General features: G+C 58.8%; 22 protein-coding genes. 13 read left to right on the top strand and 9 right to left on the bottom strand.

Going from position 1 to position 23,942, the window contains the following annotated elements:
- Positions 1 to 22 precede the first annotated feature (22 nt).
- The 4 genes from glmS (at position 23) to WKI41_RS21075 (ending at position 3,512) form a co-directional block, all read left to right on the top strand.
- Positions 23 to 1,849, top strand: coding sequence for a glutamine--fructose-6-phosphate transaminase (isomerizing) (gene glmS / locus WKI41_RS21090; protein ID WP_340195383.1), 1,827 nt, complete (start codon positions 23 to 25; stop codon positions 1,847 to 1,849).
- Positions 1,846 to 2,349 (top strand): GNAT family N-acetyltransferase, encoded by a 504-nt coding sequence (locus WKI41_RS21085; RefSeq protein ID WP_340195382.1) that lies wholly within the window; start codon positions 1,846 to 1,848, stop codon positions 2,347 to 2,349. The genes glmS and WKI41_RS21085 overlap by 4 nt, the downstream gene beginning before the upstream one ends.
- A gap of 109 nt (positions 2,350 to 2,458) precedes the next feature.
- On the top strand, positions 2,459 to 3,127 hold the full coding sequence (locus WKI41_RS21080) for a DUF502 domain-containing protein (protein ID WP_340195381.1): 669 nt from the start codon (positions 2,459 to 2,461) through the stop codon (positions 3,125 to 3,127).
- 73 nt (positions 3,128 to 3,200) lie between these two features.
- Positions 3,201 to 3,512 carry a hypothetical protein gene (locus WKI41_RS21075; RefSeq protein WP_340195380.1) on the top strand — a complete coding sequence of 104 codons (312 nt, stop codon included), beginning with the start codon at positions 3,201 to 3,203 and terminating at the stop codon, positions 3,510 to 3,512.
- Between the two features lie 48 nt (positions 3,513 to 3,560).
- Here WKI41_RS21075 and WKI41_RS21070 read toward each other — a convergent pair whose 3' ends face one another.
- The 8 genes from WKI41_RS21070 to WKI41_RS21035 all read right to left on the bottom strand — a co-directional run bounded on the left by WKI41_RS21070 (position 3,561) and on the right by WKI41_RS21035 (position 12,010).
- Complete coding sequence (locus WKI41_RS21070) at positions 3,561 to 4,898, bottom strand: MFS transporter (RefSeq protein WP_340195379.1); 1,338 nt, start codon at positions 4,896 to 4,898, stop codon at positions 3,561 to 3,563.
- Between the two features lie 92 nt (positions 4,899 to 4,990).
- A complete protein-coding gene (locus WKI41_RS21065) occupies positions 4,991 to 5,854 on the bottom strand; it encodes a hypothetical protein (protein WP_340195378.1) in 864 nt (287 codons plus the stop codon).
- 5 nt (positions 5,855 to 5,859) lie between these two features.
- Complete coding sequence (locus tag WKI41_RS21060; RefSeq protein WP_340195377.1) at positions 5,860 to 6,903, bottom strand: zinc-dependent alcohol dehydrogenase family protein; 1,044 nt, start codon at positions 6,901 to 6,903, stop codon at positions 5,860 to 5,862.
- Positions 6,904 to 6,959: 56 nt separating this feature from the next.
- The gene (locus tag WKI41_RS21055; protein ID WP_340195376.1) at positions 6,960 to 8,018 is read right to left on the bottom strand and encodes an ABC transporter ATP-binding protein; all 1,059 of its coding nucleotides are present in this window, start codon (positions 8,016 to 8,018) and stop codon (positions 6,960 to 6,962) included.
- An 11-nt stretch (positions 8,019 to 8,029) separates the two neighbouring features.
- Positions 8,030 to 8,812, bottom strand: a complete 783-nt coding sequence (locus tag WKI41_RS21050; protein ID WP_340195375.1) for an ABC transporter permease — start codon at positions 8,810 to 8,812, stop codon at positions 8,030 to 8,032.
- Positions 8,809 to 9,699, bottom strand: coding sequence for an ABC transporter permease (locus WKI41_RS21045; protein WP_340195374.1), 891 nt, complete (start codon positions 9,697 to 9,699; stop codon positions 8,809 to 8,811). Before WKI41_RS21045 ends, WKI41_RS21050 begins: the two co-directional genes overlap by 4 nt.
- Before the next feature lie 96 nt (positions 9,700 to 9,795).
- Positions 9,796 to 10,902 carry an ABC transporter substrate-binding protein gene (locus WKI41_RS21040; RefSeq protein WP_340195373.1) on the bottom strand — a complete coding sequence of 369 codons (1,107 nt, stop codon included), beginning with the start codon at positions 10,900 to 10,902 and terminating at the stop codon, positions 9,796 to 9,798.
- A gap of 226 nt (positions 10,903 to 11,128) precedes the next feature.
- Complete coding sequence (locus WKI41_RS21035; RefSeq protein ID WP_340195372.1) at positions 11,129 to 12,010, bottom strand: MurR/RpiR family transcriptional regulator; 882 nt, start codon at positions 12,008 to 12,010, stop codon at positions 11,129 to 11,131.
- Positions 12,011 to 12,187: 177 nt separating this feature from the next.
- Between WKI41_RS21035 and WKI41_RS21030 the strand changes: the two genes are divergently transcribed.
- The 9 genes from WKI41_RS21030 to WKI41_RS20990 all read left to right on the top strand — a co-directional run bounded on the left by WKI41_RS21030 (position 12,188) and on the right by WKI41_RS20990 (position 22,317).
- Positions 12,188 to 12,961 carry an N-formylglutamate amidohydrolase gene (locus tag WKI41_RS21030; protein ID WP_340195371.1) on the top strand — a complete coding sequence of 258 codons (774 nt, stop codon included), beginning with the start codon at positions 12,188 to 12,190 and terminating at the stop codon, positions 12,959 to 12,961.
- A 289-nt stretch (positions 12,962 to 13,250) separates the two neighbouring features.
- The gene (locus WKI41_RS21025; RefSeq protein WP_340195505.1) at positions 13,251 to 14,765 is read left to right on the top strand and encodes an amino acid permease; all 1,515 of its coding nucleotides are present in this window, start codon (positions 13,251 to 13,253) and stop codon (positions 14,763 to 14,765) included.
- Positions 14,766 to 14,839: 74 nt separating this feature from the next.
- Complete coding sequence (locus WKI41_RS21020; RefSeq protein ID WP_340195370.1) at positions 14,840 to 16,207, top strand: glutamine synthetase family protein; 1,368 nt, start codon at positions 14,840 to 14,842, stop codon at positions 16,205 to 16,207.
- 17 nt (positions 16,208 to 16,224) lie between these two features.
- Positions 16,225 to 17,613, top strand: a complete 1,389-nt coding sequence (locus WKI41_RS21015; RefSeq protein ID WP_340195369.1) for an aldehyde dehydrogenase family protein — start codon at positions 16,225 to 16,227, stop codon at positions 17,611 to 17,613.
- Positions 17,610 to 18,755 (top strand): iron-containing alcohol dehydrogenase, encoded by a 1,146-nt coding sequence (locus WKI41_RS21010; RefSeq protein ID WP_340195368.1) that lies wholly within the window; start codon positions 17,610 to 17,612, stop codon positions 18,753 to 18,755. The genes WKI41_RS21015 and WKI41_RS21010 overlap by 4 nt, the downstream gene beginning before the upstream one ends.
- Positions 18,756 to 18,887: 132 nt before the next feature.
- The gene (locus tag WKI41_RS21005) at positions 18,888 to 19,364 is read left to right on the top strand and encodes a VOC family protein (protein WP_340195367.1); all 477 of its coding nucleotides are present in this window, start codon (positions 18,888 to 18,890) and stop codon (positions 19,362 to 19,364) included.
- 166 nt (positions 19,365 to 19,530) lie between these two features.
- The gene (locus WKI41_RS21000; protein ID WP_340195366.1) at positions 19,531 to 20,241 is read left to right on the top strand and encodes a ParA family protein; all 711 of its coding nucleotides are present in this window, start codon (positions 19,531 to 19,533) and stop codon (positions 20,239 to 20,241) included.
- Between the two features lie 177 nt (positions 20,242 to 20,418).
- On the top strand, positions 20,419 to 21,039 hold the full coding sequence (locus tag WKI41_RS20995; protein ID WP_340195365.1) for a TetR/AcrR family transcriptional regulator: 621 nt from the start codon (positions 20,419 to 20,421) through the stop codon (positions 21,037 to 21,039).
- Between the two features lie 48 nt (positions 21,040 to 21,087).
- Positions 21,088 to 22,317 (top strand): MFS transporter, encoded by a 1,230-nt coding sequence (locus WKI41_RS20990; RefSeq protein ID WP_340195364.1) that lies wholly within the window; start codon positions 21,088 to 21,090, stop codon positions 22,315 to 22,317.
- Positions 22,318 to 22,419: 102 nt separating this feature from the next.
- Here WKI41_RS20990 and WKI41_RS20985 read toward each other — a convergent pair whose 3' ends face one another.
- A complete protein-coding gene (locus tag WKI41_RS20985) occupies positions 22,420 to 23,874 on the bottom strand; it encodes a L,D-transpeptidase family protein (RefSeq protein ID WP_340195363.1) in 1,455 nt (484 codons plus the stop codon).
- Positions 23,875 to 23,942 lie beyond the last annotated feature (68 nt).

The raw sequence follows: 23,942 nt of genomic DNA, 5'->3' as shown, positions 1-23,942 counted from the left end.
ACCAAAAATCTTGGAGAAATGTATGTGCGGCATTGTCGGAATTGTTGGAACGCAACCGGTTGCGGAGCGCCTTGTGGATGCGCTGAAGCGGCTGGAATATCGCGGTTATGATTCCGCCGGCGTTGCGACGATCCATGACGGCGCAATGGACCGCCGCCGTGCCGAAGGTAAGCTCTTCAATCTGGAGAAGAAGCTCTCCGAGGAGCCGCTTCCCGGTGTCACCGGCATTGCCCACACCCGCTGGGCAACGCATGGGGTTCCGAATGAAACCAATGCTCATCCGCATTTCGTCGAATGCGTCGCCGTGGTGCACAATGGCATCATCGAGAACTTCTCCGAAATCCGCGACGAATTGACCGCAGAAGGTGCGATCTTCACCACCCAGACCGATACGGAAGTAGTGGCGCAGTTGCTCGCCAAGTTCACGCGCGAAGGGCTGTCGCATCGCGAGGCAATGCTGAAAATGCTGAACCGCGTGACGGGTGCCTATGCGCTCGTGGTGATGTTCCAGGATGAGCCCGGCACGCTGCTGTCGGCGCGTTCCGGTCCGCCGCTTGCCGTCGGCCATGGTCGCGGTGAGATGTTCCTTGGCTCCGACGCAATCGCGCTGTCGCCCTTCACCAACGAGATCACCTATCTGGTAGATGGCGACTGCGCCATCATTACTGCGGCGGGTGCCGAGATCATCGATTTTTCCGGCAATCCAGTGCAGCGTCAGCGGCAGATTTCCCAGGCGACGGCCTATGTGGTGGACAAGGGCAACCATCGCCACTTCATGGAAAAGGAGATTTACGAGCAGCCGGAAGTCATTTCCCATGCGCTCAGCCACTATGTGGATTTTGCCGACAAGCGGGTGAAGGATGTCGATCCGGCGATCGACTTTTCCAAGCTCACCGGGCTGGCGATTTCCGCCTGCGGCACGGCCTATCTTTCCGGCCTGATCGGCAAATACTGGTTCGAACGCTACGCGCGTCTTCCGGTGGAAATCGATGTGGCTTCGGAATTCCGCTACCGCGAAATGCCGCTTCTGCCGACGCAGGCTGCTCTGTTCATCTCCCAGTCGGGAGAGACGGCGGATACGCTCGCCTCGCTGCGGTATTGCAAGGAAAACGATCTGAAGATCGGCGCTGTCGTCAATGTGCGCGAATCGACCATTGCGCGTGAATCCGACGCGATCTTCCCGATCCTGGCTGGCCCCGAAATCGGCGTTGCCTCCACCAAGGCCTTCACCTGCCAGCTTGCCGTCTTGGCTTCGTTGGCAATTGCAGCCGGCAAGGCGCGCGGCACGCTGACGGCGGCGCAGGAAACCGAGCTTGTCCGTCATCTGATCGAGATGCCACGGGTGATGAGCGAAGTTTTGAACGCCATCCAGCCGCAGATTGAAACCCTGTCTCGCGATCTCTCGCGATTCAAGGACGTGCTTTACCTCGGCCGCGGCACATCCTTCCCGCTGGCGCTCGAAGGCGCGCTGAAGCTCAAGGAAATTTCCTACATCCACGCGGAAGGCTATGCCGCAGGCGAGTTGAAGCATGGGCCGATTGCGCTGATCGACGAGAATATGCCGGTCATCGTCATTGCGCCGCATGACCGCTTCTTCGAGAAGACCGTGTCGAACATGCAGGAGGTGGCAGCCCGCGGTGGGCGCATCATCTTCATCACCGATGCGAAAGGTGCGGCGGCCTCGTCGTTGGAAACCATGGCAACCATCGTTTTGCCGACGGTTGATGAACTGATTGCGCCGATGGTCTTCTCTCTGCCGATCCAGCTGCTTGCCTACCACACCGCGGTCTTCATGGGCACGGATGTGGACCAGCCGCGCAATCTGGCAAAGTCAGTCACGGTGGAATGATCATCCGGCCGGAAGAGGCGCACGATCTCGACGCGATCAGCGCTGTGACGCAGGCTGCTTTCCGGGATGTTGCTTATAGCGATCACACCGAACACCTCGTCATTCAACGCTTGCGCAGGGCCGGCGCGCTTGCCGTTTCGCTTGTTGCGGAAGAGGAGGGCGCAATCATCGGCCATATCGGCTTCTCGCCCGTCGGACTTCCGGAAAGTAGCGCTACCTGGTTTGGCCTTGGTCCGCTCTGCGTGTTGCCGGAACGGCAAGGGCAGGGTGTCGGCTTGGTACTTGTCCAGCACGGGCTCGATGCGCTTCGGCGACGCAAAGCCGGTGGCTGCGTCGTCATGGGAGATCCCGCCTACTATCGTCGCTTTTGTTTTCGTCACGATGCGAGGCTGAAGGCTGAAGGCATTGATGACGAATATTTCATGATCCTGCCCTTGCAGGGCGGAACGCCGTCCGGCATTGTCCGTTATCATCAGGCATTCTTCGGCGACATCGCTTAGAGCATTTCCAGTGATATCGGGATCATGCTCAATGTCTCTGTTTTAACGCATCATCCAGTGCCAAAGCGTTCCTGCTTCGGCTGGAAATGCCCCAACATTCAGTGAGTTGATGACGGATCACCCACTTAGAATTTCCTTTGCGACACGTTTGCGTAACAGCTTTCTGACCGGCGTTCTCATTCTGGCGCCCGTCACGATTACGATGTGGCTGGTCTGGACGTTCCTGCAATGGGCCGATAGCTGGGTGAAGCCCTACATTCCGGCGCGCTACGACCCGGAAGAGTATTTCAATGTCGCGATTCCGGGTTTCGGCCTCCTGATCGCGGTGATCGGCATTACGGTCATCGGATTTCTCGGCAACAATCTCATCGGCAAATGGATCGTCGGCTTCGGCGAATCCATCCTCAACCGCATGCCGCTGGTGCGCCCGATCTACAAGAGCATCAAGCAGCTGTTCGAGTCGGTGCTGAAGGAGCATTCCAATTCCTTCAAGCGTGTCGGTCTGATCGAGTTTCCGGGACCCGGAACATGGGCGATGGTCTTCGTCGCATCCGAGGCCAAGGGCGAACTGGCGTTTCGCTTCAACGAGTTGGGTCAGGAAATGGTCGCTGTGTTCCTGCCGCCGACGCCTGTGCCGACGGCGGGCTTCCTTCTCTTCGTCCCGAGAGACAAGATCATCATGTTGGATATGTCGCCGGAGGACGCTGCGAAGCTTCTGATTTCTGGCGGTCTGGTTGCGCCCGACTTTGAGCCACCCAAGGCGCTTGTTCCCGTCTGAACCGGCCTTCACCCGCAACTAGATCGAATCACGAATTTTCTTCAATGTTGCCTCGAACATTTGGGGGGAACACATGCGCTTTATTCGAAACGGGATAATCCCGGTTTTCTCAACGATCCTCTTCGCCTTCTTCGGCCTCCTGCTGACCGGTTTGCCGGAGTACAAGATCGTGACGACGTTTGACGGGCAGCCCATCGCTGGAGCCCCAACGCCTGAGCAGGTCGATGCCGTGATTTCGCAGGGAAAGAGGTTGGACAGCCACGTCGATTTCTACGGCGTCGTGCTTCCTGGCGAGCCTTTGTTCTGGATGATCGGGATTATTTTGGTGGCGGCGTTTATCGGGTACAAGATCGGGTCAGCCTTCAAGATGCCCGCCGCGGCTTGATGGATGGGGGAAGGGCGCCACGCGGGCCGCTTCCCTTTCTATCGTGCGTCAGCGGCCGCCCTGAAGCGTCGCCAGCTCTTCCACACCCACATGGCTCTCCACAGCGCTGCCGCGCAGGTGGAGATACAGTCCGATGAAGAAGGCGAGCACTGCGATAAAGACCAGGTACCAGGCATGCGCCATGGGGTTGATCGCCAGTGCGGAGCTGACTGCAATCGGTGTCAACCCGCCGAAGACGGCGTAGGAGACGTTATAGGCGAAGGAAAGGCCTGAGAAACGGACCGATGCCGGGAAGGCGCGAACCATGACATAGGGCACCGCACCTGCCATGCCGACCGACAGGCCCATAACCGCATAGAGAGCGAACATGGTGGTGAGCGATGTGCCAGCATAGCTGTAGAAGGTGAAGGTGGCGACGCCGAAAAAGATGCTGGCGCCCATGAAGAAGATGCCGCTGCCGATGCGGTCAATCAGCGCGCCAGCGATGATCACCCCGAAGATCAGGAATAGCGTGCCGAAGCTCGTGCCCGCCAGGGCTTGCGTCGGCGTGTAGCCATAGAGCTTCTGCAGGAAGGTCGCCGTCATCAGCGTGGTAACGACGATGGCTGCTGACAGCACCCAGGTGAGCAGCGCCGAGACAACGACACCGCGCATATGGTTCTTCAGGACAAGGCTGAGCGGCAGTTTGTCCGAGAGCGATTTGGAGTTCTTCATCTGCGTGAAGATCGGCGTTTCTTCCAGCCAGCGGCGCAGATAGACGGCGATCAGGCCGAAAACACCGCCGATGAGGAAGGGGATGCGCCAGGCATAACCCGAAACGTCTTCCGGCGTGAAGATGGTGTTGATGGCAAAGGCGATCAGCGAGCCGAGCATGATGCCGAAGGATAGGCCCGACGTCAGCAGGCCGCAGGCGAGGCCGACATAGCGGAAGGGAACGTGCTCAGACACGAAGGTCCAGGCACCAGGAACCTCGCCGCCGATGGCCGCACCCTGCAACATACGCAGCACGATGAGGAGGATCGGGGCCGCAACGCCGATCGTCGCATAGGTCGGCATCAGCGCCATTCCGAGCGTGGAAAGCGCCATCAGCAGGATCGAGAAGGCGAAGACGCGTTTGCGCCCATAACGGTCGCCATAATGGGCGAGAATGATGCCGCCGATCGGACGGACAAGATAGCCAGCAGCAAAGATGCCAAAGGTCTGGATCATCACCAGCCAGTCCGGCATGTCGGGTGGAAAGAAGAGGTGGCCGATCACGGTCGCAAAGAACACGAAGATGATGAAGTCGTAGAATTCCAATGCGCCGCCGAGGGCGGAAAGGCCAAGCGTTCTATAATCCTGCGCGTTCAGCGCGCGGGCTGGAACCGGGGTCGTGGTGGGGGACATGAGCGGTTTCTTCTTTCAGGGATCGGTCCCTGTGCCATGCGTTATAGTGGCCGCTAATTCAAGTCTTTTGTCAGCAGATGACACAGGCTCTTTTATATGATTCTGCACAGGATGGCGGTGGTATCGTCCGACTGCTTCAGTCTTGGGTACTGCAACCCCTCAGGATCGATCTCCCGCTCCAACTGGCGCAGCTCCTTAATCACGCTCGGCAAGCCTGCGGTGACGGCGCGGCGGATCAGTGTTCCGGGCGTGTATCGGTTGTAGAGGCTGACGAGATCGGCAAGGCCATCGGAGCAGATGATCGCGGTTGCGCCGCTGCCGGAGATACCGATTGCGGCGCTTGCGATGTGATCGGCCGTCTCGGGAACAAGGCTGAGCGACCAGACCGTGCCATCGGCCGTATTCTGTCTTTCGCGGTTTCGCCGAAGATCGGCGAGCGTTTTTGGATCGCTGGTTGCCATGCCAGCTGAACCGATCCCACCGAGACGCGCGACATGAGCGCGGGCGGCGGCCTGTTCACGCTCGAAGGCGTCGGGCAGGGCCATCAGGCTTTCCTCGCGGCCGTCATCGTGAAGAATATAGACGACGCTATCGCCGAGCCCGGCGAACTGCACCCCGGTTGGCGTAACGCGCAAGCCTGCGAGTGCTGCGACCGGCCAGGCGTAGCGCGGCTGATCGCCAGCCACGGCCTCGAAGTTGATCTTGGCGTCTTGCGAGATGCGGCGAATGATATCTGCGAAATTTGCCTCAGGTGTGACTTCGCTCATCAGGCGCTTCACGGCGAAGTCGGCAATCCATGCGGCGTCGGAGCCGAAACCCGTCATGAACTGCTGGTCGCCGAGGCCAGTTGCGCCATCGACAACGAATGCGCTGGAGGCATTCCAGGCCAGACGATCCTCATTCGGGCGCTCTGGCTTGCCGGGATCGCTGATGCTGTCGATGACGTCAATCTGCATGGGGTTTACTCGAAGCGGTTGATGATGCTGATGCCGCTGTCCTTGAAGCTCTCCATCGCAGGCAGCGCGGTGACGGCATCGCTCAGTGAAATGTGCTTGCCGATGAGCTTCTCAGGCGAAAGCTTGCCGGTGCGGATCATGGCGAGCATATCGTCGTAGCGCCAGGCCTGCATTCCGTGGCTGCCGTAGATTTCCAGTTCATGGGCAATCACACGTGCCATGGGGATTTGCGGCATGGATTGATCGGCCAGCATCAGGCCCACCTGGACGTGGCGGCCACGGCGGCGCAAATTGCTGATGGAGTTGCAGCAGGTTTGCGGATGACCGAGCGCATCGACGGAGACATGTGCGCCGCCGCCGGTCGCATCGCGCACGGCTTCGGCGACATCGGCAACATTGCGGCTGTTGATGGTAACGGTGGCGCCGAGTTCCTTTGCGAGCGCCAGCTTGTCATCGGCAATATCGATTGCGACGATCTGCGCACCGAGACCGGAACCGATCATGATGGCGGAAAGGCCCACGCCGCCGCAGCCGTGAACGGCGAGCCATTCTCCGCCCTTCAGGCGGCCCTGATCGACGACAGCGCGGAAGGACGTGGCAAAGCGGCAACCGAGGCTTGCTGCCGTATCGAAGCCCATATCGTCCGGCATATGGACGAGATTTTGATCGGCGTAATCGATCGCCACATATTCGGCAAACGAGCCCCAATGGGTGAAGCCCGGCTGGAACTGCGTTTCGCAGACCTGCTGGTTGCCCGAGCGGCACTCTTGGCAGTGGCCGCAGCCGGAGACGAAGGGAACAGTGACGCGGTCACCCACCTTGAAGCGCATGACATTCTTGCCAACCGCGGAAATCACGCCGGCAAATTCGTGGCCCGGAACATGCGGCAGGTGGATGTCGCTGTCGTGACCCATCCAGCCGTGCCAGTCGCTGCGGCAAAGACCGGTGGCCTTGACTGAAATCACCACGCCGCCGGGCGTCGGTTCCGGGTCCGGCAAGTTCGAGATTTTCGGTGCTTCGCCAAACCGTTCGTAGAATAATGCGCGCATTGGTGCCTCCTGAGTTGGAGCGGAGTTACCCGGTTTTCCGGCCCCGAAACAGTGCGCTACTCTGCTACAATCATCAAATCTTCTGATGCGAAGTGAAGCGTGATCCGCTCGCCAATGGCAGGTGGCGCCGTGCCGGGATCGTTGAACATGTCGAAGGAAAGTACGCTGCCTCCGACATCGAGACGGGTGCGGATGACCGAGCCCAAGAAGTGGCTGGAGGTAACGACGCCGGAAATGGCGACATCGCCCTTTGCGCTTTCTGCGAGCGATCCCGCTTCCGGACGAAGCGCAACGGTGACCTTTTCGCCATTGCCTTTTGCAAGCGGCTTTTTCAGTGAGACCTTCTGGTCACCGATCAGAACGGTGCTCGTTGTAGCATCGACAACTGTGGCGTCGATCAGGTTCAACGTGCCGACGAAGGAGGCGACGAAGCGCGTAGCCGGACTGTTGTAAATCTCGAAAGGCGAGCCGATCTGATCGGCGCGCCCCGCATTCATCACCACGATGCGATCCGAAATCGACAGGGCTTCTTCCTGGTCATGTGTGACGAAGATGGTGGTGATGCCGAGTTTACGCTGAATCTGGCGGATTTCCTCGCGCAGCGACACGCGGATCTTGGCGTCGAGCGCCGAGAGCGGCTCGTCGAGCAGCAGGACTTCCGGTTTGGGTGCCAGCGCGCGGGCAAGCGCCACGCGCTGCTGCTGACCGCCGGACATCTGATAGGGGTAGCGATCTGCCAGATGTTCCAGATGGATCAGCGCCAGCATTTCCTTGACGCGCTCGTCGATTTCAGCCTTCGGCTTGCCCGCGACCTTGAGGCCGAAGGCGACGTTTTCGCGGACATTCATGTTCGGAAACAGCGCGTAAGCCTGGAACACCATGCCGATGTTGCGCTGGTTGGGACGAAGTGTCGTCTGGTCCTTACCGTTGATGACGATTGCGCCATCGCTCGGGGTCTCGAAGCCGGCGATCATGCGCAGTACGGTAGTCTTGCCGCAACCGGACGGGCCGAGGAAGGAGACGAACTCGCCCTTCTCGATGGCCATATTGAAGTCATGCACGACCTGAACGGGACCGAAGGACTTTTTGATGTGCGTGAGTGTCAGAAAGCTCATTTAGAAATCCTTCAGGCCTTGGGAGGCGCGCCCTTCTGGTAGCGGGAGACGAGTTGGATGAGACCGAGGCAACCCCATGTGATGCCGAAGGAAATCACGGCAAGGGCAGCAGGCTCGTAAGCGCGGTTCGCGCCGAGAAGCTGCATATAGGGGCCAAAGGCCGGCCGGTTCAAAAGCGCTGCCATGGTGAATTCACCGATGACGATGGCGAAGGTCAGGAAGGCGCCAGAGAGCACAGCCACCAGCACGTTCGGCAGGATGATACGGGCAAGGATGGTCGTCCAGCCAGCGCCAAGGCTTTGTGCCGCTTCCGTCAGCGTGCCGATATCGATGGTGCGCAAACCGGTATCGACGGCGCGGTACATGTAAGGCAGCGCCAGCGTCGTGTAGCCAAACATCAACAGCAGGTTGGTGCCCGTTGTCGTGCCGGTCAACGGCAGCCAGCTGGACGTGTTGTAAAGCCGGATATAGCCGAAGACGATGACGATGGCGGGGATGACAAGTGGCAACAGCGTGATGAATTCTATGACGGGGCGCAGCGTGGGCAGTTTCAGCCGCACCCAGTAAGCGGTCGGAACGACCAGCACCACACCGAAGACGATGGTCACGAGTGCCATGACGACCGAGTAGGTGAAGGTTTCCTGAAAACGCGGATCGCTCAAGACCACAGCATAGGCGTCGAACGAATAGACGCCGCGTCGCATCTTCAGCGAGAAGTTTGTCATGCCGATCAGTGGCAGGGCGAAATAAAGAACGCCGAAAAGGAGCGCGCCCCAGGCGAAAATCCGCTTCATTTCAGCCACCTCTCACTGCGCGTGCGCATCCAGATGTAAAGCGTGTTGGCGATACAGGTAACGACGATCATGCCGAAGGCCAGCGCATAGCCAAGATTCGCATTGCCGAGAACGTCACCGCGGATCTGGGCAAAGAGCAGGATCGGGACGATGCTGAGCGAGGAGCCGGTTAGCGCGATTGCCGTTGCGACAGCACCAAAGGCGTTGGCGAATAGGAGCGAGAAGGTGCCGAGGATCGACGGCAAGAGGATTGGAAAGGCCACCATGCGCCAGTACTGCCAGCCGCTTGCGCCAAGAATTTCGGCGGCTTCGCGCCATTCGCGCTTCAGCCCGTCGAGTGCCGGCGTGATGATGAGGATCATCAGCGGGATCTGGAAGAACAGATAGGTGATCGTCAGACCCCAGAAAGACAGGATGTTGAAGCCCATCACGCGCAGGTCGATGCCGAGCTGGGTCTTGAGGAACAGTGTCACGAGGCCGACGGGGCCGAGGGTGGCGATGAAGGCGAAGGCCAGCGGCACACCGGCAAATTGCGATGCAACACCGGAGAAGGTCAAAAGCGGCGCGCGGATTGTCTGCGGCAAGCCGCCCAGCACGACGGCGGACGCAACGGCAAAACCAATCAGACAACCAAGCGCTGCGGAGGCAACGCTGATCTTGATCGATATCCAGTAGGCGGCAAGGATCGAGGGTGTGAAGAGCCCGATAATATTGTCAAAGGTGAAGCCGCCGTCCGGGCCTTGAAATGCGCCGATGACGATCTTCATCGTCGGCATGATCAAGAAAAGCAGGACAAAAATGGCGAATGGCATGATGCCGAGCCATTCGAGCTTCGGCCGATAGCGCCGTTTCACCGGCAGGGCTGTGCCAGTATCTGCTGATGACATGCTGTCCCCAATGCCGCGATCATCGCGGTCTCATTCTTTATGTGCAGCGAGCCGCCCCGGAGTTTTATAACCGGGGCGGTCGTTTGTCTTGACGTGTTACTTGACGTTGGCGCCGACGACCTTGTCCCAACCACCGGTGACGGCCGCCTTGTTGGCATCGACATCTTCGAGCGTCGGGAAGGTGGCCTTTTCATAGGCTGCCGGAGGCGGCAGGGCGTCGAGCAGGTCCTTCGGGATCTTGTTCGCCTTAGCCATGGCATTGAAGCGGATCGGATGGCAGAAGCCCTTCAGCCAGCCAAGCTGACCATCGTCGGAGTAGAGGTGCTCCATCCATAGCTTCGCAGCATTCGGGTGCGGGGCATAAGCGGAGATGCCCTGTACGTACACGCCTGCCAGAACGCCCTTTTCAGGAACGACGACTTCTGTCGGTGGGTTGCCGTTCAGCGTCTTTGCCCAACCGAGAGCATTGTAGTCCCAGGCAATCACGATCGGCGTTGCGCCCTGTGCCAGCGTACCGGCCTTGCCGATGACGGGAACGAAGTTGCCAGCCTTGTTGAGGTCGGCGAAGTATTTCAGACCTGCTTCACCAGCTTCCTTGCCATCCTTCGCGCCGGTGGAGAGACCAGCTGCGAGAACGCCGAGGATTGCCTGGTTGGAGGCGCGCGGATCACCAGCAAGAGCGACCTGACCGGCATATTCCGGCTTCAGCAGATCAGCCCAGTCTTTCGGCGAGTTGGTAACGAGGTCCTTGTTCACGAAGAAGGACATGACGCCGTAATAGTCGCCGTACCAGTAGCCTTCGGCATCCTTGACGTTGTCTGGAATTTCGTCCCAGGTGGAAACTTTGTAAGGCTGCAGAAGGCCGTCCTTCTTTGCCTGCGGGCCGAAGGCCAGACCAACGTCGATCACGTCAGGCGCCTGGGGGCCCTTGTTGTCCTTGTTGGCCTTGATGGCTTCGATTTCGTCAGCGGAGCCTGCATCCGGGTTCAGCTCGTTGACCTGAATTTCCGGGTACTTGGCCTTGAAAGAGGCAATAACGTCGCCGTATCCGCACCAGTCGTGCGGCAGCGCGATGGTCGTCAACATGCCTTCCTTTTTGGCGGCAGCGATAAGTTCTTCACTTGGTGCTGCCGTGGCGATTGCCGTGGTAGCAAGGACGATTGCAGTGGTAAGCGAAAGCAGTCGGCGGCTGTGCGAGATCACTTTGGTTCTCCTCTTCGTGTCTCATGCGTCGGCGGACGCTGTACGTGGCTTGCATGAATGTTATGTGACGGTTGTAAGGGTGCTGATTGTGGTCACGCTAGCCCCGTTTGAGCCTCCTTGCCATCTTTACGTCACTTTTTTGTCATGTTGCAATGGTTGCGACATTTGTCGTTCTGCTTGCGTCTTCTCCCTTTCATCACTTGATCGGTCTCGACCGTCCGGCTTGTCACCGTCGATCAGGTTTTCTGAACAGGCGTGTCTGCTCGAAAAGGCCTTCAAGCGCGTTCATGCGCTGGCGGGTTTCATCCCATCCATTGCTTTGCACCGCCTCGATCAATGCCTCGACAACGAACAGGGTGACGACCGAACTGTCCCATGCGGACGGCGCCTCGATGCGCACCCGAAACGTATGCTTTGCAAAGCGCGACACAGGCGATGTCCACTGGTCGGTGAAGAGGAGAATACTCACATCGTTTTCATGCGCCACCTGAGCAAGCGTTACCAGGTCCTGCTCGTAGCGGCGAATATCGAATATCACCAGGACATCGCCAGCGCTCATGTTGAGCATATATTGCGGCCATGAACTGGAGTTTGAGGACATCAGTGCGGTCTTCGGGCGGATGACCTGCATATGGGTGAAGAAATATTCCGCAATCGCACCGGTGATCCGCCCGCCGACGAAATAGATGCCGCGCTTTCTGTCCGAGAGGAGGGTCGCGGCATTGTCAAAATCAGCCGTATCCAGATCACTTAAAGTGTCGCGCAAATTGTTGGTAATGGCGGCGGCAAAGCGGTTGAGGATATGCAAGCCCGGTGCATTGCTTGCCCATCGGTCATGCTTGGCAATTGGGTTGGAAATCGTGGCTTCCAGCTCCTGGTGGAGGCTTGCCTGAAATTCCGGGTAACCCTTGTAGCCAAGCTTTTGCACCATGCGCGCAACGGTCGGGGTGGAGACGCCCGCATTCTCCGCAACGGTGGTGATGCTACCCAGACCGGAGACCGGATAGTTCGCCAGCAGGCTTTCTGCGAGCTGCCGTTCGGCGCGCGTCAAAGCCTCATAGTGGGTCTGGATGACCTCCGACACCGTCGCAGACGACGTGTTGCTCAAATTTTTCCCCTTTTCCGGTTTTGTCACCGGGTTTTGGAGAAGATTAAGATACGCTGCCGCGCTGGAGTCAATCAGAAAAATGAAGAGAAAATTTCAAGAAACCATTTGACACTTGCCGGTATGTGAAGAATTCTCTTCGCGTCGTTGGGGAACGGCAAGATCAAACGGGGTTAGACCATGACGGTTCGCTCGCAATTTTTCAATGCCGACGAGGGTGACGCAGTCGCAGTGGAAAACGAGGCCGGGAAAAGCCCGGTCCTGCTGATCTGCGAGCATGCCTCCAACCGGCTGCCGGCCCGTTACGGTGATCTTGGACTTTCGCAGCAAGTTCTTTCAAGCCACATTGCCTGGGACCCCGGCGCGCTTGAAGTCGCGAGGCTTCTTTCGCAAAAGCTCGATGCCACGCTGATCTACCAGCGCTTTTCGCGATTGATCTATGATTGCAATCGACCGCCGGAGTCCACTTCAGCGATGCCGGTCAGGAGTGAAATCTACGACGTCCCAGGGAACGCCAATCTTGATGAGGCGGAGCGTTTTTTACGCACCGCCGCGCTTTACATTCCTTTTCACGAAGCGATCTCCAGCCTGATCGAGAAGCGGCGTATTCTTGGACTGAAGAGCGTCATTGTCACCGTTCACAGCTTCACGCCTGTCTATCATGGCAACATCAGGGATGTGCAGATCGGGCTGCTTCACGACACGGACGCACGGCTTGTCGATGATATGCTTTCAGACAGCGACCCTGCGCCCTTTAGGATCGAACGCAATCAACCCTATGGCCCAGACGACGGGGTGACCCATACACTTCGCCTTCATGCACTTCCCGATGGGCTTCTCAACGTGATGATCGAGGTGCGTAATGATCTGATCTCGGACGAGGCCGGCCGCCGCGCGGCCGCAAAATTTCTGGGTGAGGGGTTATCGAAGGCCCTCTCGCACAGACGCTACTGAGGCATATCCTTGAGAACACCTCACGTTCTCGTCTGTGGAAGTACCTGGAATGACTGAAATGGAGCATTCAGGATTTGGCTTGATCGCTTGCCTTTATGCGCCGCGTCGAAATGCCGGCATCGCCGGAGAGCAGACTGCCGCATGGTCCAGAACGCCGAAACAGGCGCAGCCACGCAGCAAGGGAACAGCAGATGCATACGGCGGGGAAGAGGTCTTCTCCACCGAACTGGGGCAACATCGGCCAATCCGGCTGACTGCCTGCTTTTTTCTTGATCAGGAGAGACAAGGCATGGACAGTTCATCATCCGGCGTCAGCTACAAGAAAGCGGACGCATCCTATTTCGAAAAACGAGGGCTTTCGCGCTACGCGGGCGTCTGGTCGCTCTGGGCGCTCGGCGTCGGCGCCGTCATTTCCGGGCACTTTTCCGGCTGGAACTTCGGCTTCGCCACTGGCGGCTGGGGTGGCATGCTGGTGGCGGGTATCATCATCGCCATCATGTATCTGGGGCTTACCTTTTCCATTGCTGAAATGAGCCCGGCGCTGCCGCATACTGGTGCGGCTTACTCCTTCGCTCGTACCGCGATGGGACCATGGGGCGGCTTCATCACCGGGCTTTGCGAGAATGTCGAATATGTTTTGACGCCTGCCGTCATCGTCACTTTCATCACGGCCTATGTGAATTCCATTCTCGGGCTCGACCCGGCCTATTCGCCGCTTCTGTGGGTGTTGTTCTACATCATCTTCCTCAGCCTCAACGTCTTCGGTCTTGAATTGTCCTTCAAGGTCACGCTGGTCATCACGTTGATTTCGCTCGGGGTTCTGGTATTCTTCTGGATCAGCGCCATCCCCAATATCGATTTCTCCCGCTGGGCTCTGAATATCGGCGTCGGGCCGGATGGTAAGGCTGTGGAACTGCCCGAAGGCAATGGCTCCTTCTTCCCGTTCGGTATTTCAGGCGTTCTTGCGACGCTTCCCTTCGCCGTCTGGCTGTTTCTCGCTATCGAGCAATTGCCGCTGGCAGCCGAAGAGTCCGTCGATCCCAAGCGCGACATGCCGAAGGGGATCATCCTTGGCATCATCACGCTGATGGTGTCCGCCTTCATGATCGTGCTGCTGAACCCATCGCTTCCCGGTGTCGGCGCATTTCATCTAGGCTCTGCGCTCGAGCCGCTGCTCGATGGCTTCAAGGCGGTCTATGGCGATAGCGGCGTAGTGCTGCTTGGTCTCGTGGCGCTCACCGGTCTGATCGCCAGCTTCCACACCATTCTCTACGCGCAAGGGCGGCAGATCTATTCCCTCTCGCGGGCCGGTTATTTTCCAACGGCACTCTCCATTACCCATTCCAAGTTCAAGACGCCGCATGTCGCCATGTTGACGGGTGCGATCGTCGGCTTGAGCGTGATGATGATCATCTGGTTTGCGCTGGGGGCAGAGCAGGGCGGCAGCATCATTGGCAGCGTGCTGCTGAACATGGCGGTGTTCGGCGCGATGTTCTCCTACATCATGCAGGCGATCTCCTTCATCCTTCTGCGCAAGAATCTACCGCATATCGAAAGGCCGTTCCGCTCGCCGCTTGGCGTGCCGGGTGCGGTGCTAACCATCATCATCGCTGTCGTGACGCTGCTCTATCAGGTGCAGGATCCGAACTTCGGCAAGGGCGTGTTGTGGGTGGCGATCTGGTTTGCCGTGGCGATTGCCTATTTCGCTGTCATCGGACGCCATCGTCTCATCCTATCGCCGGAGGAGGAGTTTGCGCTGGAGCACAAGCAGGCCGCACTCAACGCCTCTGCGGCGAAAGCCTGACGGTCTGAAGAAAAGAAAGGGCGGCTGAGGTGAGGCCGCCCTTTACCAAACACGAAAAAGGGAACAACCACATCATGACGACCTACACATTCGACGAGTTGAAGAAGGATGTCGCCGAAGGGCGTATCGACACGGTTCTGGCGTGCCTCGTGGATATGCAGGGTCGCCTGATGGGCAAGCGGTTTCAGGCGCAATTCTTTGTCGAAAGCGCGCATGAGGAAACCCATAGTTGCAACTATCTGCTCGCCACCGACATGGAGATGGAAACCGTCTCAGGATACAAATCCACCAGTTGGGAGAAGGGCTACGGCGATTATACACTGAAGCCGGACATGGCGACATTGCGTCGGGTGCCGTGGCTGGAAGGGACAGCGCTTGTTCTGTGTGATGCCTATGATCATCTTACCCATGCCGAAGTGCCGCATTCCCCGCGTGCCATGCTGAAAAGCCAGGTCGCCCGGCTCGAGGCCATGGGGCTGAAAGCCTATATGGCAAGCGAGTTGGAATTCTTCCTCTTCGACCAAAGTTTCGAGTCGGCCCGCGCCAGCGGCTATCGCAATCTCAATCCGGCCAGCGCCTATAATGAGGACTACCACATCTTCCAGACCACCAAGGAAGAGGAGGTGATGCGCGCCATCCGCAACGGCTTGCAGGGGGCCGGCATTCCGGTGGAAAACACCAAGGGCGAGGCCTCCGCCGGTCAGGAAGAAATCAACGTGCGCTATGCCGACGCGCTGACCATGGCCGACCGCCACGCAATCATCAAGAATGCTACAAAGGAAATCGCCTGGTCGAAGGGCAAGGCTGTGACCTTCCTGGCCAAATGGAATTACAGCGCGGCTGGCAGCTCCTCGCACATCCACCAGTCGCTCTGGAGCCTGGACGGCAAGACATCAAAGTTCTTCGATAAGGACGCCGATTATGGCATGTCTGAGATGATGAAGCACTATGTGGCGGGGCTTCTCGCACATGCTAGCGAGATCACCTATTTCCTCGCGCCTTACATCAACTCCTACAAGCGTTACATGGCCGGTACATTCGCGCCGACCAAGGCAGTCTGGAGCATGGATAACCGGACGGCCGGGTATCGTCTTTGCGGCGATGGCACCAAGGGCATCCGCATCGAGTGCCGTGTCGGTGGCTCCGATCTCAATCCGCATCTTGCCATGGCAGCGTTGCTTGCGGCGGGCATTGACGGCATCGAGAAGAAGATGGAACTTGAGCCGCAATTCGTCGGCGACGCCTATGGGGGAAAGGAAATTCGGGAGATTCCGAAAACGCTTCGCGACGCCACGGATCACCTGAATGGTTCCGCCATGCTGCGCGCGGCCTTCGGGAACGACGTGATCGACCACTATGTGCGCGCCGCAAAGTGGGAACAGGAAGAATATGATCGCCGCGTGACCGACTGGGAAGTCGCCCGCGGTTTCGAAAGAGCATAACAGGCTAGGAACACATCATGGTCATGATCCAGAATATCTCGCCGATCGACGGCTCGGTCTATGCCGAACGGGAGGCGATGTCGCTGGATGCGGCGCGCGGCGCCGTGTTGAAAGCGCGGGCTGCACAAAAAGCGTGGGCACGCCGTCCTTTGGAAGAACGGGTTCAACTGGTTTTGAAGGGTGTGGCACACCTCAATGAGATGGCCGATGAGGTGGTGCCGGAACTGGCCCACATGATGGGCCGCCCGGTTCGCTATGGCGGGGAGTTCAAGGGCTTCAACGAGCGCTCCAACTACGTCGCCTCGATTGCTGCGGATGCGCTTGCCCCGCTCGTCATCGAGGATAGCGGCAATTTCGAACGCCGTATCGAGCGCGAAGCCCACGGCGTGGTTTTCATCATCGCGCCCTGGAACTACCCTTACATGACGGCGATCAACACGGTGGCGCCCGCGCTGATGGCCGGCAACACCGTCGTTATCAAACATGCGGCGCAGACGCTTCTCGTCGGCGAGCGCATGGTGCGTGCTTTCGTGGAAGCTGGTGTTCCCGATGATGTGTTCGTCAATGTCTTCCTCGATCACCAGACGACATCTGCGCTGATCTCAGAAGGGCTGTTCTACTTCGTCAATTTCACCGGGTCGGTGGAAGGCGGGCGCGCCATCGAGCGCGCAGCGGCTAGCACCTTCACCGGTCTTGGACTGGAGCTTGGCGGCAAGGACCCCGGCTATGTGATGGACGATGCCGACCTTGATGCGGCGGTCGATACGCTGATGGATGGGGCGACTTATAACTCCGGCCAGTGCTGCTGCGGTATCGAGCGCATCTATGTCAATGAAGCACTCTTCGACGCCTTTGTCGAAAAGTCGGTTGCCTGGGTGTCAAACTACAAGCTTGGCAACCCGCTGGAGCAGGAGACGACGCTTGGGCCGATGGCCAACAAGCGTTTCGCCAAGGTGGTGCGCCAACAGGTGGCCGACGCGGTCTCCAAGGGTGCCAAGGCGCTGGTCGATCCGAAGTTGTTTGCAGCCGATGATGGCGAGAGCGCCTATGTCGCGCCACAAGTTCTGATTGATGTCGACCACTCCATGGAGTTCATGACGGAAGAGACCTTTGGCCCGGCTGTCGGCATCATGAAGGTGAAGAACGATGAGGAAGCTATAAGGCTGATGAATGACAGCAAGTATGGGCTTACCGCGTCGCTTTGGACGCAGGATGCCGAACGCGCTGGCCGCATCGGTCGCGAGATCGAGACGGGCACCGTCTTCATGAACCGGGCGGATTATCTCGACCCGGCGCTCTGCTGGACAGGCGTCAAGGAAACCGGACGCGGCGGCTCGCTTTCCGTCATCGGTTTCCAGAACCTGACCCGTCCGAAATCATACCATCTGAAGAAAGTTACGAAATGAATATCGTCGCAAACTGGAGCTATCCGACCCCTATCAAGCTCGGGCGTGGCCGCATCAAGGAACTGGCCGATGCGTGCAAGACGCTCGGCATCAAGAAGCCGCTTTTGGTGACGGATCGCGGTCTTGCGGGCATGGCGATTACCGGCCACGCGCTGGATATTCTCGATGAAGGCGGTCTGGGCCGTGCGATCTTCTCCGACGTTGATCCTAACCCGAACGAGATCAATCTCGATGCGGGTGTGAAAGCCTTCAAGGATGGCGGTCACGATGGCGTTGTTGCTTTTGGCGGCGGCTCGGGTCTTGATCTCGGTAAGGCGGTTGCCTTCATGGCGGGACAGACGCGCCCGGTCTGGGACTTTGAAGATGTCGGCGACTGGTGGACACGTGCCAATTCGGACGGGATCGCACCGATCGTGGCGGTGCCGACGACGGCCGGTACCGGTTCGGAAGTGGGGCGCGCCAGCGTCATCACCAACTCCAAGACCCATGTGAAGAAGATCATCTTCCATCCGAAATTCCTGCCGGGCATCGTCATCTGCGACCCGGAACTGACCGTCGGCATGCCGAAGGTCATCACCGCCGGCACCGGTATGGACGCCTTTGCCCATTGCCTTGAGGCCTATTCTTCGCCCTTCTACCACCCTATGAGCCAGGGTATTGCGTTGGAAGGCATGCGGTTGATCAAGGAATTCCTGCCACGCGCCTTTAAGGACGGAACCGATATCGAAGCGCGCACCAACATGATGGCGGCAGCCGCCATGGGTGCGGTTTCCTTCCAGAAGGGGCTCGGCGCGATCCATTCCCTTTCGCATCCGATTGGGGCTGTCTACAATACCCATCACGGCATGACGAATGCTGTGGTGATGCCTGCCGTGCTGCGCTTCAATCGCCCGGCGATCGAAGACAAGATCGCGCGTGCGGCGGCCTATCTCGGCATTGAGGGCGGGTTCGACGGATTCTACGATTACGTGCTGGAGCTTCGCAAGGAGCTTGGCGTGCCGGACAACCTCACGGCCATGGGCATCAAGCCGGATCGGATCGACGAGCTGACAGCTGAGGCGATCAAAGATCCAAGCTGCGGTGGTAACCCGGTCGAGATGACGCTGGAGAACACCAAGGCCTTGTTCGAGGCTTGTTTCTGATTGATGGAGGCGGGACGTCACGCGTCCCGCGTTGTCCATTTCCTGCCGGTACCAAAGTGCAGGCTCCATCCTCCAATATCGCCATATTCTCATAGACGCGCTATGATCCTTTCTTCCACGGGAGGAAGGATCATGAGCAAGAATACGGTCTGTATCTGGTACGACAAAGACGCCGAGGCTGCGGCACGGTTCTATGCCGAGACTTTTCCGGACAGTTCGGTTGGCGCGGTTACACGTGCGCCGGGCGATTATCCGAGTGGCAGCCAAGGTGACGTTCTGGTGGTGGAATTCACCGTCGCAGGAATTCCCTGCATCGGCCTGAATGGCGGCCCGACCTTCAAGCACAGCGAAGCATTTTCCTTCCAGATCGCAACCGACGATCAGGAAGAGACCGATCGCTACTGGAACGACATTGTCGGCAATGGCGGGCAGGAAAGCGAGTGCGGCTGGTGCAAGGACCGGTGGGGCATTTCCTGGCAGATCACGCCGCTCACGCTGCTCGAAGCGTTGGCAGCCGGTGGAGGAGAGGCCAAGCGCGCTTTCGCAGCGATGATGACGATGAAAAAGATCGATGTCGCGGTGATTGACGCTGCGAGGCGTGGAGACTGATGGCGAGTTCAGTCGCGCCGGTCCGATGTGGACGTGGTGCCGGCGCAGGCGCCATTCCGTCGCGTTTCCAGTTTGTTAACCATATTGGTTAACACTCTCTCAAGCACCATGCTTCGGTGCGTTCCAGAGCATCGCACTTCCTAGGCTCTGACATTTCGGGGTCCATATGACAGTCATTACATTCGCCAATACCAAGGGTGGGGCAGGCAAGACGACAGCGGTTCTTCTGCTCGCAACGGAACTGGCCCGCACCGGCCACCGCGTCACGGTTCTCGATGCCGACCCGCAGCTTTGGATTTCGCACTGGTTTGAAATCTCCGGCTCGATCAACAATCTCAGTGTCATATCAAACGTGACGATGGCCTCGCTGGAGGGCCATATTCGTGAGAACCGTTCCAATACCGACTGTTTCATCATCGATCTGCCTGGCACCAAGAGCCCGCTCTTGACGATGGCGCTCGGCATTTCAGATCATGTTCTGATCCCCGTGCAGGGATCGGCCATGGACGCGCGTGGTGCTGCGGAAGTCATGGATCACCTCGCATTTCTCGACACGAAGATGGGCCGGAAGATCGATCATTCGGTCGTGCTGACCCGTGTGAATGCCATGGTCAGCACCCGCGCGTTGCTTCAGGTCAAGATGTTGCTTGAAAAACGCAATGTCCGCGTTCTCAATACGCCGATTGCCGAACGCGCCGCATTTCGCGACATCTTCGATCACGGCGGCACAATTGCAGCACTCGACTGTCAAAAGGTCAGCAATGTCGACAAGGCGCTGGAGAATGTGCGGCTCTTCGCGGCCGAGCTGCTGGCTCTTCTCCCGGCACGTGTCGTTCGTTCGGGTCGGGATTTCAGGTTCGGCCGCAGGGCTGCTTAAGCGTCCGCTTGCGACGCTCGAGCTAATTTCCCGCCAATATTGGGAGTGTCACCGTTCGTTCGTTGGCGGTGACGCTTAGCGCGCCCCGACGTAGCGTTTGTCGACTGAATGGACGGAGCGCTATTCAATGCATCTTTTCGCTTGATTTGGAAATGATCATTTCCTATATCTCGAACCATGACAGAGATTGCTCCCTCAGTATTACCCAATCGCCAGCGCGGCCGGCCGCGTGAATTCGATGTCGATGCCGCTATCGACAGGGCGATTGGCGTGTTTTCCAAGCGCGGCTTCCATGCCACCTCGGTGGGCGATCTGACGGAGGCGATGGAACTGACGCAGGGTAGTCTCTACAAGGCGTTCAAAGACAAGAAGGATATCTATATCGCTGCCGTCGAGCGCTACAAGCTGGTGCAGACGAAGCGGTTCGAGGCCAAGGTGCAGGCGGGTAAAAACGGCCGCGAAAGGCTGAGGGCGGCGATGGAGTTTTATGCCGGTAACTCGGCGGGCTCGTCCGGTGAGCAGGGCTGCCTGATCGTCGGGGCTGTCGCCGATCTGGCGTCGCTCGATGCCGATGTGGCGCGCGTGGTGAGGAGCGCCATCGAGGCGCGTGAGAAGATACTCGCCCGCCTTGTGCGGCAAGGGCAGGCGGACGGCTCTGTTACAGGTCGGGGCGATGCGAACGTTCTGGCCAAGACGGCACTTTGCCTGCTGTATGGAATGCGGGTTGTCGGCAAGACCGGCCCCTCACGGGAGGATATGTCGTCGGTCGTCGATGCCGCCATGCGCATTTTCGATTGATTTTTTGTTCAATTTGGAAATGATTGTTTCCTAATTTGGAGTGACGTTATGGCTTTGAAAGCTATCGACACGAATGAAGCGGCGGCAGAGACGATGTCGTCCGCCATGATTTTTTTGCTGGCGAGTGCCTGTGGGCTCGTGGCGGCAAACCTCTATTATGCGCAGCCGCTGGCGGGTGTAATCGGTCCTGAACTCGGCCTCTCATCTGCGGCCACCGGATTGATCGTGACGCTGACACAAATCGGCTATGGTCTTGGGCTCCTCTTTGTGGTGCCGCTCGGCGATCTGATCGAGAACCGCAAGCTGATCGTTGGGACCGTTGCGACAGCGATTCTGGCTCTTGTTGCGGCGGCACTTGCTCCGCACGCCGGTCCCTTTCTGTTGGCAATGCTCCTCGTCGGTGTCAGTTCGGTTGCCGTGCAGATGATCGTGCCCTTTGCGGCCCATATGACGCCCCATGCCATCCGCGGACGTGTCGTCGGCAATGTCATGAGCGGGTTGATGGTCGGCATCATGCTGGCGCGGCCGGTCTCCAGCATTCTCTCGGAGTTTGTCTCCTGGCGTGGCGTCTTCCTGATCTCTGCGGTGGCGATGGGCGTTCTGGCACTTGTGCTCTATCGTCAATTGCCACGGCGCATGCCGGACGCGAAGCTACCCTATCGCGCGCTCCTGGCGTCGATGGCAGACCTTGCGCGCACGACACCGATCCTGCAGAGGCGCTCAGCCTATCAGGCCGCGATGTTCGGGGCCTTCAGCCTGTTTTGGACGACCACGCCTCTTTATCTCAGCGGCCCGGCTTTCCAGTTAACGCAGGGACAAATCGCGCTGTTTGCCTTGGCGGGTGCGGCCGGTGCGATCGCGGCTCCCATCGCGGGACGTGTTGCCGATCGCGGCTGGACGTGGGGGGCTACGCTCTTTGCGCTCACCGCTGCTGCGACATCCTTCCTCATCACGCATATCGCGCCGGAAGGATCGCATCTGTCACTGGCGCTGCTCGTCGTCGCCGCCATTATTCTGGACTTCGCCGTCACCACCAACCTCGTGCTGAGCCAGCGCGCCATCTTTTCGCTTGGGGCAGAGTTTCGCAGCCGCCTCAATGGCGTCTTTATGGCAACCTTCTTCATGGGTGGCGCTTTGGGATCGGCGCTTGGCGGCTGGGCCTATTCCCACGGGCAGTGGACTGCGGCGTCCTGGCTGGGTTTCGCGCTGCCGGTCATGGCTCTCGGCTTCTTCCTGACAGAACGGAGAAGTGAACAGCGCGCAGTGAGGCTGGGCTGAAGCTCTGGATGGTTTCGGTCATCTGCTGAGGCAAACAACCGCTTAAACGAAAAATCCCCGGCTATGACCTAGCCGGGGATTTTTGTTCAATGAGACACAATGCTATTCGGCAAATTCGACCACGACACCGGGGCGGACCATCTTGGCGAGCTCCGTGGCATCCCAATTGGTCAGGCGGATACAGCCATGGCTGTTGGTCTTGCCAATCTTGGATGGCTCGGGCGTTCCATGGATGCCGTATGTGGGCTTGGACAGCGCGATCCACACGGTCCCCACAGGGCCGTTGGGGCCTGGCGGAATCTGCAAGACCTGGGTGTTCTGACCCTGCTGGAAGTTGATCTTCGGATTGTAGGTGTAGCCGGGATTGAGCGCGATACGCTCCACCGTATGGGTGCCGCTTGGGGATGGCGTGTCCGACGAGCCGATGGTTGCCGGATAGGCGGCGATGAGCGTGCCGCTCTCATCGTAAGCGAAAACCTGCTTGATGCCCTTATGCGCCACGATGCGAGCCACTTGGCCCTTCTTCGGTTCGCCCGGATTGGCAACCTTGATGATCGTGCCGGGAACGGTGAAATCGACGCCGGGATTGAGTTCTTTCAGGTAGGTCTCATCCATGTGGAAGCGCTCGGCGAGCGCTTCCGTTGTGGAGGTGTAGGACATGGCGGGAAGCTGCGCCTTGGCGGCATAGTCATCCGGAATGGAGGCGACATAGGGACCCGCCGCATCGGCTGCGGTGATCGTGTAATCGACGATCGCCATGCCGCCGCTGTTGCGCAGGCGTTCGAGAATGTCGTCGGTATTGTTCGGGTCCAGCCGCTCGCCGGTCATTTCCTGCCAGGCGGCAATGGCCTTGTTGACGTTATCGCCCATCTTTCCGTCGATGACGCCTGGCGAAATGCCCTCGCGATCAAGAAAGACTTGAAGAGCGACGATTTCCTGGCGCGAGCGGTTCACCGGTGCGGTGACCGGCTGGTTGCGCTCGATCAGATGGTCCGGCTGCGGCACAGCGGCTGTGGTGCTTTCCCCTGGCATCGGCTGGCTCAAAGGGCCGCTTTCAACATCGCCACGACGCGGCTCGACTGAGCCGGTATAGACGCCGTCATCGCTTCCATCATTGCGAAACTCGCGATAGTCGCGATATTGGCCTTCGCCCTGATAGCGTTGGTTTTCCTGATAGCCATAGCTTCGGCGCGGCTGCTCAGGCTCGCGGAAACGACCAGGCGGTGGTGGGTAATAGGTGTCGGGTTCGCTATAGTAAGGGTCGCGCTGTGCCTGATAGGGATCTCGGGGCGCCTGTCGTTGCTGTTGAGCGCCGCCCGGCATCTGAGTGCCGACCAGATTGCCATAGCGGTCGTAATAGACGGTACGCCCCATGCGGTCGCGGCTGATGACCACGTCGTTCGGGTTCGGCAGATAGTCGAGAACGCTGCCGTCTGGCGCGACCAGAACGCCTTGCTCCTGAGTGACATAGCGCTGCTGTGCAGAGGCGTTCGACGGTACAAGCACCGGCGACGCTGCGACTGCGAGACAGAACACGGCGTTAATAAATAGTTTCACGTTCTTGCGATCCCTTGGGTTAGTCCCAATAAACACACGGTAATCTTGACCCTATTGTGAAAAAGGTG

Origin of the sequence: Agrobacterium larrymoorei (genome assembly GCF_037722385.1) — a bacterium.
Lineage (GTDB): Bacteria > Pseudomonadota > Alphaproteobacteria > Rhizobiales > Rhizobiaceae > Agrobacterium > Agrobacterium larrymoorei_C.
Note: the sequence above shows the minus strand (reverse complement) of the source record. Positions and strands in the feature narration are given on the sequence as shown.